Origin of the sequence: Halomonas sp. (genome assembly GCF_034520545.1) — a bacterium.
Lineage (GTDB): Bacteria > Pseudomonadota > Gammaproteobacteria > Pseudomonadales > Halomonadaceae > Halomonas.
This window is the reverse complement of sequence record NZ_JAXHNN010000010.1, coordinates 73,604-87,965: the sequence shown is the minus strand read 5'-3', so window position 1 is coordinate 87,965 and position 14,362 is coordinate 73,604. Positions and strand designations below refer to the sequence as shown.

Sequence of the window (14,362 nt, the reverse complement as noted above, 5' to 3'; positions counted from 1 at the left end):
GCGCCGATCGCGCTGCAAGCCGGAACGCCGGAACGTGCACTCCCACGATAATTCGATGAGCCCTGACGAGATGACCAACAACGACTCACGCGTGCTGCGCGCCGAACTGCTGAGCTTCGATGCCGACCCCGGCGAAGAGGACACCCCCGTCGCGGGCAGCGTGCGACATATCGCAGATGGTGCACTATGGATCGAGAACGGTCGCATCCGCGCCGTGGACGACTTTTCCCGCCTATCCCCCGAGCTGCCCGAGGGGATCGAGATCATCGACCATCGCGGCAAGCTGATAACGCCCGGCTTCATCGACAGCCATGTGCACTACGTGCAGCTGGAGATCATGGCCTCCTACGGCCGTCAGTTGCTCGACTGGCTCAATGACTACACCTTCCCCGAGGAGTGTCGTTTCGCGGCACGAGAACATGCCGAGGCGCTGTCGGAAGCCTTCCTCGATGAGATGCTCAGGGTCGGCACCACCACCGCCCAGGTGTTCTGCTCGAGCCATCCGACCTCGGTCGATGCCTTCTTTTCCGCAAGTCAACGTCGCGATCTGCGCATGCTAGCAGGCAAGGTGCTGATGGATCGCCATGCCCCGGACGCCCTCTGCGATGACCCGCTGGGTGGCATCCGCGACACCGAGCGGCTGGTCGGCGACTGGCACGGCAAGGGGCGTCTGGGCTACAGCCTGACGCCACGTTTCGCCCCCACTTCCAGCCGAACGCAGCTGGACGCCACCGGGGGGCTGATGCGCAACGACCCGAGCCTCTGGCTGCAGACCCATCTGGCCGAGAACACCGGAGAACTGGACTGGGTGGCAGAGCTCTTCCCCGGCAGCCGCGACTACCTCGAGGTCTACGAGCAGTCGGGCCTGGTCGGGCCGCGCAGCACCTTCGCCCACGGCATCCACCTGGACCAGGCAATGCGCGGCCGGCTGGCCGAACGGGGGGCGAACCTCGCCTTCTGCCCAAGCTCCAACCTCTTCCTCGGCAGCGGGCTGTTCGACCGACTGGCGGCGCGGGAGATGAACCTCAGCATCACCTATGCCAGCGACGTGGGCGGCGGCACCGACCTCTCCGGTCTGGCCACGCTGAAGGCCGCCTACCAGGTGGGCCAGCTCAAGGGCCAGCCGCTCACTGCCTGGCAAGGGTTCTTTGGGCTGACGCTGGGCAACGCCACGGCGCTGTCGCTGGAGGGCCATATCGGTCGGCTTGCCACGGGGATGGAAGCCGACTTCGTGATCCTCGATCCGGCCGCTACTCCGCTATTGGCAAGACGCACGGCCCGCAGCCGTTCGCTTTCCGAGACCCTCTTCGCGCTGATGATGCTGGGAGATGATCGCTGCGTGGCCGAGACCTGGGCCGGCGGACGTCTGCAGCACCGGCGCGACGATCAATCCCCCGAGGCAGGTTGACCGTCAGCCATCCTCCTCGGCTGCAGGCAGGGTGAGCAGCCAGCTCACCAGCCTCCAATCCCTCAGGAACCCGACGGTTGGGCGTCATGGGCTCCTCGCCCCAGTTGCCGCTACCACCTTCGCGCACCTTGACCACAAGGCGCTCCAGAGCTTGGTCATCGTCGCGATAACGCTCGGCCACATCCCGCCATGCGGGTCCGCGCAGGGATTTATCCAGGTCATGGCAGTTAAAGCAGCCACTATCCCAGGCCAGGTCGATCATGGCCTCGTCATCTCTCTCGTCCTCGGCCAGCACGGGCCCGGAAAGGCCCACGACCAGCAGGCTCGCGGCCATACAGCGCATCTTGACATTTCGCATTTCTCTTACCTCCCAAAAACGCATCTATCACGCGGAACACCGTCCAGCGGAGGGGGCGTCATGTAATTGATAAAAATTGACGTGGCTCAAGAGTGGTCGTTTTCCGACTCTTTTACTAGGTTGATAAGCGTCAAGCGATAGCACACTCTTCCATAAGAAGGTTACGTGCGGTTTACGGCCGCCACTGACCCGGACCAGTACAACGAGGGGAACTCTCATGCATCACAAGCGCCTTCTGGTTTCGGCCATCGCCCTTGGCTCCGCCATGGCCATCGCCGCACCCGCCATGGCCGACGACGGCCTCGGCGACTACCGCGACCGCTTCGAACCACTGCCCCACCTTCCCCCCATCCCGGCAGACAACTCCCTGACACCGGCTAAGGTTGAGCTGGGTAACATGATGTTCTTCGAGCCACGCATCTCGTCCAGCGGCGTGATCAGCTGTGCTACCTGCCACAATCCGGCACTGGGATGGAGCGATCGCATTCCGCGGGCGACGGGCCACGACGGTCAGATCGGCGAGCGCAACACGCCCACCGTGCTGAACTCGGGTTTTCTGGGCTCACAATTCTGGGACGGCCGCGAACCGGACCTGGAAGGCCAGGCGCTCGGCCCCATCGAAGCCGACGTCGAGATGGCCATGGATCTCGAGCAGGCGCTGGAGCGCCTGGAAGGCTTCGAGGTCTACCAGAACAAGTTCGCCGAGGCCTATCCGGATGAAGAGAATCCGATCAACGCCAACAATCTGGCCATGGCCATCGCCAGCTTCGAGCGCACACTGAACACTCCCAACTCGCCCTTCGACCGCTACCTTAGGGGTGACATGAACGCCCTGGACCAGCAGGAGAAGGACGGCATGGTGGCCTTCGTCGACAACGGCTGCATCGCCTGCCACCGCGGCCCGGCACTGACCGACAGCCAGTTCCACCGCATCCAGGTCCCGGGCTCCACCGACGTGGGCCGCTTCGAGGTCACCGGCGAGGAGAGCGACCGTCACAAGTTCCGCACCCCGACCCTGCGCAACGTGGCCGTGACCTACCCCTACATGAACAACGGCGCTACCGAGACCCTCGAGGAGTCCGTGGCCATCATGGGCCAGGAGATGCTCGGGCAGGAATTCGAAGAGCAGGAAATTGCCAACATCACCGCCTTCCTGCACACCCTGACCGGCGAGATGCCGGAGTTCGAGGTTCCCGCCCTGCCCTGATTCAGGCCACCGCTTGGACAACACGAACCCCGGTCTCTACCGGGGTTCTGTCGTTGGCAGGCGACTTGTTCCCTACAGGCAGTCCGCCAGTTGGCGATGCAGCTCGAGGCGACGCGTCTCGCTGATGAAGGCCGCTTCGATGGCCGTGCCGGCCAGCTGGATGAAGACCTCCTTCGACCAGCCGAAGGCATCGGCGCAGGCTTCGAAGTTGGCCAGCATGCCGCCACCGAAGTAGGCCGGGTCGTCGGAATTTAGGGTCAGGCGCAGGCCAGCATCGAGCAGCTGTGGCAAGGGATGATCCGCCATCCTCTCGACGACACGCAGTCGCACATTGGAAAGCGGACAGACGGTGAGTACCACGCCCTCGTCCCGCAGCCGGTCCATCAGCTCCGAGTCTTCCAGGCAGCGCACGCCATGGTCGATGCGACAGACATCCAGCAGGTCCAGGGCCTCGCGGATGTACGCGGGTGGCCCCTCCTCACCGGCATGGGCCACCCGGGGGATGCCGAGTTGTCGCGCCCGCTCGAACACCTCGACGAATTTCGCCGGAGGGTTGCCCTTCTCGGCACTGTCCAGCCCCACGGCATCGAGCATCTCCCAGTAGGGCGCCGCGCTCTCCATCAACGCCATCGCCTCCTCGGCCGATCGGTCTCGCAGAAACGCCATGATCAGTGCCGTGGACATGCCCAGCTCGCGCTGCGCCCGGCGTCGTGCCAGGGAAAGCCCCTCCATCACCACCGGCAGCTCGATGCCACGCACCAGGTGGGCCTGGGGATCGAAATGCATCTCCACATGCACCACCCCCTCGGCACTGGCGCGGCGGAAGTAGTCCATCGCCAGATCGTGGAAGTCCTCGGCGGTGCGAAGCACGCTCATCCCTTGGTAGTAGAGGTCGAGAAAGGACTGCAGGTCGTTGAAATCATAAGCCGCGCGTACCTCCTCCACGGAGGCATAGGGCAGGCTGACGCCGTTGCGCTCGGCCAGGGAAAACATCAGCTCGGGCTCCAACGAGCCCTCGATGTGCAGATGGAGTTCGGCCTTGGGCAGGCGCTTAAGGAAATCACGCATGGCATACCTCGTCGGGGAAATCGTTGGTGTCATCCTGAAACATCCTGACCATTCGTGCAAAGCCGACCGTTGAGCAGGGTCAGGCAGCGGTCGATGCCGGGCGGGTCGACGGTATCGCCGAGCTGATGTATCAGGTAGATGACAGTGCGCCCTGCCAGCCACTCATCGAGGCGGGCAGAGAGTCGGGTCGCGGTCTCGGCATCGAGTCCGGCGAAGGGTTCGTCCAGCACCACCAGATCCGGCTCACGCAGCAGCAGCCGGCCCAGGGCGAGGCGCCGAGCCTGGCCGCCGGAGAGCCGCCGCCCGCCCTCTCCTACCCGGGTATCGAGCCCCTGTGGCAGGGCCCTGGCCCAGTCGGCGAGTTCCACCATTGCCAGCACCCGCCACAGCCGAGCCTCGTTCGCCTCGGGGGCGGCCAGACGGAGGTTGGCGGCCAGGGTATCGTCGAACAGGTCCGTCTGCTGGGTCAGCAAGGCCACACGAGAGGTCAGTGCCGATTCGGGCCAGGCACTCAGCGCCACACCAGCAAGCCTCACCTCACCTGTCCCGGCCCTGAGTTGTCGCGTCAGCAGCCCGGCCACGTTGGTCTTGCCCGCTCCGGATGCCCCGCAAAGCGCCAGCCGCTGGCCGGGTGCCACATCAAAACTGACCTCGGCCAGGGCCGGCACCAGGGCATCCTCGTGGATCAAGGTGACGTTCTCGAGGGTCACCGAGAGCGCTCCTGCTGGCAGCTGCACAGAGGGGTGCGCTGTGGCCACCCCCTCGTGCTGCGCTTCCAACGCATTGAGGCGCTCGGCGGCGCCCCAGGTGGCTCCCAGCCAGGTGAAGGCCGCCGGCAGGGGGGCCAGCGCTTCGCTGATGGCCAGCACCGCAAGCGGCATCATTACCGTCAACGGCCCGGACAGCAGCCCGGCGCTCCAGGCCTCGGCCGCGAGCCACAGGGCCAGGAGCATCGCCAGCCCCACGACCAGCGATGCCAGCGCATTACCCAGCGCCACCCGCTGTCCCAGACGACGCTGATCCCGATAGAGCCGCGCCTCGATGGCAGCCAACCGGACACGGTGATCCGCCAGGCTGCCATACGCCTCCAGCTCCGCCAGGCCCTGGATCTGCTCGATCAACCGCCCCCTGAGCTGCTCGAGATCGCCAACCTGACGACGACTGGCGGCCAAGCCCATACGAGCTTGTCCCAATGTCAGCCAGAGCCAGCCCAGCAGCAGCAGGGCTCCGGTCGCCACCCCGACTCGTGGCGCCCAGAGAGCGAGGAACCCGGCCAGACCCAGGATCACCAGCAAGGCCACAAGCGCCGGCGCCAGAAGACGCAGATAGAGACTGTCCAGGGTGTCGATATCTGCCGTCAGTCGGTTGAGCCAGTCGCTGGCGCGCCGTCGCGACAGGGCGTGGGCATCGAGGCCCGAGAGCACCGCGAACAGGCGTGAACGCAGGTCGGCGAGCAGTCTCAACACTGTGTCGTGGTTGTACAGGCGCTCTACATAGCGCGACACCGTGCGGGTCACCGCAAAGAAGCGTATTCCGCCACCTGGCACGTAGACGTCCAGGCTAGCCGCCATACCTGCCGCCAGTAGAAGGCCCGTAAGCCCAGTCGCGGTGATGAACCACCCGGAGAGGGCCAGCAGGCCGATGGCCGAGACCAGGGTCAACCCCATCAACAGGGCGCCGAGGATCAGCCGGCCGCGACGCTGACCGAGCAGGGCAAGCCAGGGGCGCAGGCTGCTCCAGAGCGAGGTTTCATGGGGTGGCATCGTGGCTCACCTCCCGCGCCGTTGCCTCGTTCTCGAGCGACAGGCGCCACTTCGCCATTGCCATCAGGGCAGGATGGTGGGTCGCGATAACCAGGGCCCTTCCCTCATCGGCCAGCGCCTGTAGTGCCTCGACCAAGGCGCCTTCCGTCTCGGCGTCCAGACTGGCCGTGGGCTCGTCGAGCAGCACCAGTTGGGCCCGGGAGAGAAAGACCCTGGCCAGGGCGAGCCGCTGAGCCTGACCGCCGGAGAGGCCGACACCGCGCTCGCCGAGTTGTGACGCTAGCCCGTGAGGTAGCGCCGCCAGCAGCTCGCCGAGGCCGGCTCGAGCCAGTGCCTCGCGCATCTCGCCCTCGCCGGTATCGGGCGCCGCCAGCCGCAGGTTGTCCGCCAGGCTGCCCTGGATCAGCAGCGGACGCTGGTCCATCCAGGCAAGGCCCAGCCCCTCGGCCATACGCACGCTGCCGCTGGCCGGCGCGACGAACCCGGCCAGCAACTGGAGTAGCGTGGACTTGCCGACGCCCGAGGGGCCGGTGACGGCTACCACGTCTCCCGCGGCCAGGGTCAGGTCGACGGACTCCAGCACCCGGCCCCGCCCGGGATGCTCGACGCTGGCGGCCTCGAGTTCGACCAGCACATTGCGCGCGGAAGCCGGGACCGCTCCGCCCGATCTGCGCCGGGCATCGGGGGGCTCGTTGAGCAGGGCCACCAGCCCCTCGCCGGCCCCCAGCGCCGCCGCCCTGTCATGATAGTGCTGGGACAAGCTGCGCAGCGGCTGGAAGAATTCCGGAGCCAGCAGCAGTATCAGCAGACCACTGAATAGAGTGAGTTCATCTGCGGGGCCATATTCGATGTAGCCGAGCAGCCCGAAGCCCACATAGATCGCCACCACGGCAATCGCTACCGAGGCGAAGAACTCAAGCACCGCCGAGGAAAGAAATGCCAGACGCAGGGTACGCATGCTGCGCTGCCGATAATCATCGGCGGCAACATACACCTCGTGGGTGGCCTGGGTCGTGCGTCCGAACAGCTGCAGCGTGGTGATGCCACGCACGCGATCGATGAAGTGCCCGGAAAGCCGCGCAACGGCCGCAAACTGCTCTCGATTGAGCCGCTCGGCGCCCATGCCGACCAGCGCCATGAACATCGGGATCAACGGTGCCGAGATCAACAGGAAAATGGCTGCCAGCCAATCCAGCCACAGCACCACCATCACGATCGGCAGCGGAACCAGCACCGCCAGGTAGAGCTGCGGCTGGAACCGAGCGAAGTAGCCGTCAAGTGCTTCAACCTGCTCCACCAGTTGACTGGCAAGCGACGCGCTGTGCCGAGAGGTCAGCTTCACCGGTCCCAATCGCGCCATGTGATCAAGCAGTGCCCGCCGAGCGCGCTGACGAATCCGCAGGCTCGCCGACTGCGCCAGGGTTTCCTGCAGATAGAGCGCCAGGGCGCGCAGTGGCAACACGACCAGCAACCCCACGAACAAAGGGGTAAGCGTAGACAGCGATGCCTCTTCGACGAGCAGGTGACTGATGAAACGGGCGAGCAGCACCAGCTGCACGATAGTCAGCAGGCCGACCGAGGTCCCTGCCAGGACGGCGAGACGCAGCCGCCGGCGTTCGCCGGCGGCCAGGTCCTTGAGGTAGCGGCGCGCGGTCAGCTCACCTGTCGCTGCGTCGGGCGCGTCCATCGGCTCAGTGATATCCCTCACCGGGTCGGACCTTGCCGCGGAATACCCAGTAGGTCCAGGTGGTGTAGGCCAGTACGACGGGAATCACGAAGACTACGCCTATCAGCAGGAAGAGCTGCGATCCCGGGTCCGAGGCGGCATCCCAGATAGTGTAATCGGGCGGCACAATGACCGGCCACTTGCTGGCCAGCAGCCCCAGGTAGGTGAAGAGAAACACGCCCAGGGTGGCGATGAAGGGCTGTCCCTCGCGACGCTGCCGGACCGCACGCCAGAGCAGTGCCGCACAGGCCAGCGCCAGCACCGGGAAGACCCACATGAGGTGCAGATGGCCGAACCAGCGATCACGAACGCTGAGGTCGACGAACGGCGTCCACACACTGATAATCGCGAACACGGCCAGCACCGCCAGCAGCAAGCGTGGCGTGATGCGGTAGGCCCAGGCCTGAACGGCGCCTTCGGTCTTCATGATCACCCAGGTCGCCCCCAGCAGCGCATACCCCGCCATCAGGCCCAGGCCGGTCAGCACGGTGAAGGGCGTCAGCCAATCGAGAGCACCACCCACATAGACGAAGTCCTCCACGGCGAACCCCTGGATGTAGGCACCCACGACCACGCCCTGGGCAAAGGAGGCCAGGGCAGAGCCCCAGCAGAAGGCGCGGTTCCACCAGCGACGGTTACGATGCGACTTGAAGCGAAATTCGAAGGCGATGCCGCGGAAGATCAGGCCGGCCAGCATCAGGAAGACCCCGATATAGAGCGCCGGCAGGAATACCGAGTAGACCAGCGGGAAGGCCGCCAGCAGGCCGGCCCCGCCCAGCACCAGCCAGGTTTCGTTACCATCCCAGACCGGGGCCACCGAGTTCATCATCACATCGCGGGACTCCTCGTCCGGGGCGAAGGGAAAGAGTATCCCCACGCCCAGGTCGAAGCCGTCCATCAGCACGTACATGATCACCCCGAAGCCGATGATCAGGGCCCAGATCATTGTCAGGTCGAAGGCTTCCATGGCTCAGCTCCTTCCCGGTTGGCGAGAGGCATCGTCGAAGGTCGCGTGGGCGGCCGACAGCGGACGCTTGGGCCGCTCCACCTCATGATCATGGGGCGCTTCGGGCAGCATGCCCTGGCGCACCACCCGGGTCAGGTAGTAGATACCCGCCCAGAACACCACCGCGTAGACCGCCATGTAGCCGATCAGCGTGAACAGGGCCATGCCGCCGGTGAGCGAGGGCGTCAGCCCCTCGGCATGGGTCATCAGGCCATAGACCAGCCATGGCGCCCGGCCCGACTCGGTAACGAACCAGCCGGCCACCACCGCGATGAAGGGCGTCACCGTCATCACCCGCAACAGCTGCAGAAAGCCGCGGTGCTCGTACACTCGTCCGCCGCGGCGCAGCCAGAGTCCCGCCAGGGCAACGGCAATCATGGCAAGGCCAATGCCGACCATGATGCGGAAGGACCAGAACACCAGCCATACCGGCGGCTGCTCTTCGGGTGGGACCTCGCTGATTCCCGGCACGATGCCCTCTGCCTCGTGGGTCAGGATAAGGCTGGCGAGGCTCGGAATGCCGATCTCGAAGCGGTTCTGCTGGGCCTCCTGATCAGGCCAGGCGAAGAGCAGCAGCGGCACATTGCCACTGCGCTCCCAGTTGCCCTCCATGGCGGCGACCTTGGTGGGCTGGTGCTCCAGGGTGTTGAGGCCGTGGAAGTCGCCCAGCACGGCCTGTGCGGGCGTCAGCACCAGCAGCAGCCACAGGCACATGGAGAGCGCCTTGCGATTGGCCTCGACGTCGCGCCGGATGAGCAGGTACCAGGCGCTGACGCCCGCCACCACGAAGCCGCCGGTCAGGAAGGACGCCAGCACCATGTGCCAGAAGCGGTACCAGAAGGAGGGGTTGAAGATCGCCTCACTCCAGGAGATCACATGGAAGCGACCATCGATCAGCTCGACGCCGGCCGGGGTCTGCATCCAGCTGTTGGCCGAGAGGATCCAGAACGAGGAGATGAAGGTACCCGTCGCCACCATGATGGCAGCGAACAGGTGCACGCCCTGGGGCACCTTGCCACGCCCGAACAGCAGCACGCCGAGGAAGGCCGCCTCGAGGAAAAAGGCCGTGACGACCTCGTAGCTGAGTACCGGACCGAGAAAGTTCGACGACGCCAGGGAGAAGTTGCTCCAGTTGGTGCCGAACTGAAAGGACATGACGATGCCCGACACCACTCCCATACCGAACACCACGGCGAAGACCTTGGTCCAGAACAGGGCCAGGCGGTCCCAGGCCGGGTTTTCGGACTTGAAGAAGAGGCCGTTGAGCAGCGCAATATAGGACGCCAGCCCGATGGTGAACACCGGGAAGATGGCGTGAAAGGCGACCACGAAGGCAAATTGCAGTCGCGACAGCAGCAGGGGATCCAGTTCCATCACGCACTCCTGATTCACTACGGAGAACAGTGCTCCGCGGGGAGAGTCTCATCAAGGGATGCGCCCGGCACTCGTCGGTGCTTTTGTACATGAGGCGGCCACGATCATGGTGCCTTGTCGCATTCATCCTTACCCGTGCCCAGCCTGCACCGGTCAGGTGATCAGGCGCCGGCGGCATGCAATTTCACCGATGAGAATAACCTTATTACTGGGCACATCCCCATGATGCTCTCACGGTGCCGCCCTTGCCACCTTGAGTGATGTGTCGCAGTGTCGCAGCGCGGCAGGAGGCGCTACAGCGGGCTCAGGCCACCGCCCCCCCGCGAATGACCATGCTGATCATGTAGGCAGTGTAGCCGAGGAACATGGCGAGCAGCGCGGCCCCTTCCGTGCGGTTGATGCGACCCTCGCGGCCACGCCAGCCCATGGCGAAGACCGCCATCATCACCGTCATGGCCATCATCAGGCTCCAATCACGCAGCAGCACCTCGCGACCGACCTCGATTGGCGCGATCATCGCGGCTAGACCCACCACGCCCAGGGTATTGAAAAGGTTGGAGCCCACCACGTTGCCCAGCACCAGGTCATGCTCGCCACGACGCAGGGCACTGATCGAGGAGGCGAGCTCCGGCAGAGAGGTCCCCACCGCCACCACGGTCAGTCCGATCACCAGATCGCTGACGCCGAACCCTTGGGCGATGGCCACCGCACCCCATACCAGGATGCGCGAGCTGACCACCAGCAACACCAGGCCGACTCCGGTCCAGACGAGTCCAACCTTCAGCGACATAGGGTGGACCGCCAGGCTCTCCTGAGTGTCGCTGGCGAGCGGATCACGGTTGTCGCGGAGCCCCAGGTAGATGGAAACACCGATGAAGGCTGCCAACAGCAGAAGCAACAGGAGCGCCTCGAGGCGACCGATCACGCCGCCCCACAACAGCAGGGCGGAGAGCAGGGTCACACCGCCCAGCACCGGCAGTTCCCGACGCACTACGCCGGAATGCACTGCCAGCGGCGATATCAGCGCCACCAGGCCCAGGATCAAGCCGATGTTGGCGATATTGGAGCCGTAGGCGTTGCCCAGCGCCAGACCGGGGTTGCCCTGACTGGCTGCCAGGGCGGAAACCACCAGCTCAGGAGCCGAGGTACCGAAGCCGATCACCAGCATGCCAATCAGCAGCGGTGACAGCCCCAGGCGGGCAGAGGTCGCCGCCGCCCCATCGACGAAGCGCTCGGCGCTCCACACCAGCAGGACCAGGCCTGCCAAGACCGCCACGGCGGGAAGTAACATGTCGTCTCCTCGGGAACATTCAGGACCGCATGTTTGTTTATGGTGTCGCTTGCGTCAACATGCCAAACTGAACATTCAACATTTTTCTCTCGAGGAGACCCCATCGCGGTGCCCAGGCCTGTCTTTCGCGCCCCTGCTCTTCTGCCCCGGAGAGAACCGCTGGTGGATCGCTCACCACCGGAGACGCGCACCTCACGGCGGCGACTGCGGGCCTGTCATGAGTGCGACTGGCTAGTTGCCCTGCCGCCGCTCCACCCCGGCGAGAAGGCCGACTGTCCGCGTTGCGGTCACACCCTGGCCAGCCGCCATTTCCGTCCGGCGCAGCGAAGCATGGCACTGGCCCTGGCTGCTCTTGTCGCGCTGTCGCTGGCGATCTCGTTCCCTTTCGTCAGCTTCAGCGTAAGCGGGGTCGGCAATCGCATCGAGCTCTCCCAGACTGCCACCACGCTGATCGGTTTCGACCAGCCACTGGTGGCCATCGCCGTGCTGCTGACCATTGCCGTACTGCCCGCCGTCTATCTCTCCGGCGTGATCTGGCTACAGTTCGGCCTGATGCGCCAGGCGCCGCTGCCAGCCAGCCGGAGCATCGCCCGCTCGCTGGCCCACCTACACCCCTGGATGATGGCCGATGTCTTCATCATCGGCGCCCTGGTGAGCCTGATCAAGGTCGCCGGCATGGCCGAGATCGAGCTGGGCATTGCCTTCTGGGCCTTCTGTGCCTTTGCTCTGCTGCTGCTGTTTACCACCCAGTCACTGGACGCCGACTGGATGTGGTTCTCACTGGCCGGGGAACCTCTCGCGCCGGAGGGGGCCCGCACCGGCGAGCCCGCTTCCCCGCAGGGTCTGGCCGGTTGCGCCACCTGCGGGCTGGTCAACCGCCTGGATCATCGCGGCTACGGTCGCTGCCGACGCTGCGGCGAAAGCCTGCATGCTCGTCTGCCTCACAGCCTGCAGCGCACCTGGGCGCTGCTGGCCGCCGCCGCGGTCATGTACGTGCCGGCCAACCTCTACCCGATCATGACCACCACCAGCCTGGGCCATGCCAGCCCCTCTACCATCATCGGCGGTGTGGTGCAACTGGCCCAGATGGGCTCCTGGCCGGTGGCCGCAGTGATCTTCGTGGCCAGCGTAATCGTGCCGGTAGGCAAACTGGTGGCGCTGGCCTGGCTCTGCCTGGTGGTCAAGCACAGCGATGAACTCAACGCCGCGACCCGCACCCGCCTCTACCGTCTCACCGAGTTCATCGGCCGCTGGTCGATGGTCGATGTCTTCGTGGTGGCGATACTGGTGGCCCTGATACGGGCAGGCGCACTGATGTCAATCACTCCAGGGCCTGCCGCTCTCGCCTTCGGTGCCGTGGTGATCAGCACCATGCTCGCCGCCATGAGCTTCGATCCGAGACTGCTCTGGGACCCTTCCCTGCCCCGCGAGTCCCGCTCCGCTAGCGCCGCAAAAGGACAAGGAAGCCCGCGATGACCGATGCACCCGAGACCCCCGAACGGGACAGCCACCGCGCCCGTACCACCCCCCAGGCACGGCTGTCGCCGATCTGGATCGTGCCTCTCGTGGCAGTCCTTATAGGCGCTTGGCTGGTCTATGACAACTACCGCAGTCGCGGCCCGCAGATCACCCTGATCATGAACAACGCCGAGGGCATCGAGGCCGGCAGCACACTGATCAAGACGCGCAACGTCGAGGTTGGACGGGTCGAACAGGTCCAGCTCTCGGAGGATCTTTCTCGCGCGGTGATCACCGCGCGCATGAGTCCCGACAGCGACGACATGCTGGTCGAGGACAGCCGTTTCTGGGTGGTCAAGCCACGCATCGGCCGTGAGGGCATCAGCGGGCTTGGCACGGTGCTTTCTGGCGCCTACATCCAGCTCGAGCCGGGCCAGAGCGAGGTCGACTCCCGCCAATTCAAGGTCAGCGACCAGCCGCCGGTCTCCCCGGCAGGGGCCGAGGGGCTGCGTATCAACTTGGTCAGCCAGCTGGGAAACTCCCTGAACGTAGGGGATCCGATCACATACCAGGGTCTCATCGTGGGTCGTGTCGAGGAAGCCAACTTCGATGTGGAGACGCGCCGAATGGACCACCTCATCTTCATCGAGAGCCCCTACCATACGCTGGTGACCGAGAACACTCGGTTCTGGACCGCAAGTGGTTTCGATCTGCGGGTGGACTCAGGGGGCTTCCGCGCCAATCTGGAATCCCTGGAGGTACTGCTCGGTGGCGGGGCGACCTTCGGTGTCCCCGAAGACCTGATGCGGGGTCAGCCGGTGGGGCCGGACACCAGCTTCGATCTCTACCCGGACGAGGACAGCGCGCAGCAGGGTACCTTCAACCGCTATCTGGAGTACGTGTTGCTGGTGGAAGACTCCGTGCGCGACTTGAACCGCGGTGCCCCGGTGGAATTCCGCGGCGTACGCATCGGCACCGTGGCGGCGGTACCCTGGAACTTCACCGCTCCCCAACCAGGTTCGCGCTCGAGTTTCGCCATTCCGGTGCTGATGCGCATCGAGCCACAACGCCTGGGTATCAACAATCAGGACCTGAATATCGACGAATGGCGGGATCGCTTCGATCGCCTATTCAATCTGGGCCTGCGTGCCTCCCTCAAGACCGGCAACCTGCTCACCGGCATGATGTTCGTCGATCTCAATTTCAATCGCGATCTGGCCGGAGAGCATGTCGCGGAGACCTTCGCCGAACGCCGCGTCTTCCCCACTACCTCCAGCGGCTTCGCCCAAATCGAGGCCCAGGTGACTGCGCTGCTCGACAAGCTCAATGGTCTGGAAGTCGAACCGCTGCTGGAGGGGCTCGAACGCAATCTGGCGACGTCCGAGGCTATGCTCGCCGAGGTGCGCGAGCTCACCGCCAGCGTGCGCACCCTGATCGACGACCCCGATACCCGCGCCGTCCCCGGCAACCTGAACAGGACCCTTGAATCACTGCAGGGTACACTGGAAGGAGTGTCCCCCGAGTCGAGCGCCTACCGCGATCTGACCGCCACCCTCTCGCAGCTGGAACGACTGTTGCGCGACCTTCAGCCGGTGGCGCGAACCCTGGACGAGAATCCCCGGGCGCTGCTCTTCGACAGCCTTGACACCCCAGATCCGATCCCACAGGCGCCTAGCAAGAACTCAGGCGCCTCTCGATGAGCG

10 protein-coding genes are annotated in these 14,362 nt (G+C 65.2%); 4 read left to right on the top strand and 6 right to left on the bottom strand.

Annotated elements, in window-relative coordinates; all coding sequences use genetic code 11:
• Positions 1 to 55: 55 nt before the first annotated feature.
• Positions 56 to 1,408: a guanine deaminase gene (gene guaD / locus U5L98_RS08925; RefSeq protein WP_416208231.1), complete on the top strand. Its 1,353-nt coding sequence runs from the start codon at positions 56 to 58 to the stop codon at positions 1,406 to 1,408.
• Between the two features lie 575 nt (positions 1,409 to 1,983).
• Positions 1,984 to 2,973 (top strand): cytochrome-c peroxidase, encoded by a 990-nt coding sequence (locus U5L98_RS08920; RefSeq protein ID WP_322557969.1) that lies wholly within the window; start codon positions 1,984 to 1,986, stop codon positions 2,971 to 2,973.
• Between the two features lie 72 nt (positions 2,974 to 3,045).
• On the opposite strand, the gene U5L98_RS08915 is transcribed toward U5L98_RS08920, so the two are convergent.
• The 6 genes from U5L98_RS08915 to U5L98_RS08890 form a co-directional block, all read right to left on the bottom strand.
• Positions 3,046 to 4,041, bottom strand: coding sequence for an adenosine deaminase (locus tag U5L98_RS08915; RefSeq protein WP_322557968.1), 996 nt, complete (start codon positions 4,039 to 4,041; stop codon positions 3,046 to 3,048).
• Between the two features lie 29 nt (positions 4,042 to 4,070).
• A complete protein-coding gene (gene cydC / locus U5L98_RS08910) occupies positions 4,071 to 5,804 on the bottom strand; it encodes a thiol reductant ABC exporter subunit CydC (protein WP_322557967.1) in 1,734 nt (577 codons plus the stop codon).
• Positions 5,791 to 7,491 (bottom strand): thiol reductant ABC exporter subunit CydD, encoded by a 1,701-nt coding sequence (cydD, locus tag U5L98_RS08905; protein ID WP_322557966.1) that lies wholly within the window; start codon positions 7,489 to 7,491, stop codon positions 5,791 to 5,793. Before cydD ends, cydC begins: the two co-directional genes overlap by 14 nt.
• Positions 7,492 to 7,495: 4 nt before the next feature.
• Positions 7,496 to 8,497: a cytochrome d ubiquinol oxidase subunit II gene (gene cydB / locus U5L98_RS08900; RefSeq protein ID WP_322557965.1), complete on the bottom strand. Its 1,002-nt coding sequence runs from the start codon at positions 8,495 to 8,497 to the stop codon at positions 7,496 to 7,498.
• A gap of 3 nt (positions 8,498 to 8,500) precedes the next feature.
• Positions 8,501 to 9,910, bottom strand: coding sequence for a cytochrome ubiquinol oxidase subunit I (locus tag U5L98_RS08895; RefSeq protein ID WP_322557964.1), 1,410 nt, complete (start codon positions 9,908 to 9,910; stop codon positions 8,501 to 8,503).
• Between the two features lie 304 nt (positions 9,911 to 10,214).
• On the bottom strand, positions 10,215 to 11,201 hold the full coding sequence (locus tag U5L98_RS08890) for a calcium/sodium antiporter (protein WP_322557963.1): 987 nt from the start codon (positions 11,199 to 11,201) through the stop codon (positions 10,215 to 10,217).
• Between the two features lie 162 nt (positions 11,202 to 11,363).
• On the opposite strand from U5L98_RS08890, the gene U5L98_RS08885 reads away from it, so the two are divergent.
• Positions 11,364 to 12,677, top strand: coding sequence for a paraquat-inducible protein A (locus U5L98_RS08885; RefSeq protein ID WP_322557962.1), 1,314 nt, complete (start codon positions 11,364 to 11,366; stop codon positions 12,675 to 12,677).
• Entirely contained in the window at positions 12,674 to 14,359 is a 1,686-nt protein-coding gene (pqiB, locus tag U5L98_RS08880; RefSeq protein WP_322557961.1) for an intermembrane transport protein PqiB, read from the top strand. The genes U5L98_RS08885 and pqiB overlap by 4 nt, the downstream gene beginning before the upstream one ends.
• The last annotated feature ends 3 nt before the right edge of the window (positions 14,360 to 14,362 follow it).

What these genes read in the sequence shown, in the direction of transcription:
- guaD (WP_416208231.1), top strand. Translation starts at nt 56, where the DNA reads ATGAGCCCTGACGAGATGACCAACAACGACTCACGCGTGCTGCGCGCC.
- U5L98_RS08920 (WP_322557969.1), top strand. Translation starts at nt 1,984, where the DNA reads ATGCATCACAAGCGCCTTCTGGTTTCGGCCATCGCCCTTGGCTCCGCC.
- U5L98_RS08915 (WP_322557968.1), bottom strand. Translation starts at nt 4,041, where the DNA reads ATGCGTGATTTCCTTAAGCGCCTGCCCAAGGCCGAACTCCATCTGCAC.
- cydC (WP_322557967.1), bottom strand. Translation starts at nt 5,804, where the DNA reads ATGCCACCCCATGAAACCTCGCTCTGGAGCAGCCTGCGCCCCTGGCTT.
- cydD (WP_322557966.1), bottom strand. Translation starts at nt 7,491, where the DNA reads ATGGACGCGCCCGACGCAGCGACAGGTGAGCTGACCGCGCGCCGCTAC.
- cydB (WP_322557965.1), bottom strand. Translation starts at nt 8,497, where the DNA reads ATGGAAGCCTTCGACCTGACAATGATCTGGGCCCTGATCATCGGCTTC.
- U5L98_RS08895 (WP_322557964.1), bottom strand. Translation starts at nt 9,910, where the DNA reads ATGGAACTGGATCCCCTGCTGCTGTCGCGACTGCAATTTGCCTTCGTG.
- U5L98_RS08890 (WP_322557963.1), bottom strand. Translation starts at nt 11,201, where the DNA reads ATGTTACTTCCCGCCGTGGCGGTCTTGGCAGGCCTGGTCCTGCTGGTG.
- pqiB (WP_322557961.1), top strand. Translation starts at nt 12,674, where the DNA reads ATGACCGATGCACCCGAGACCCCCGAACGGGACAGCCACCGCGCCCGT.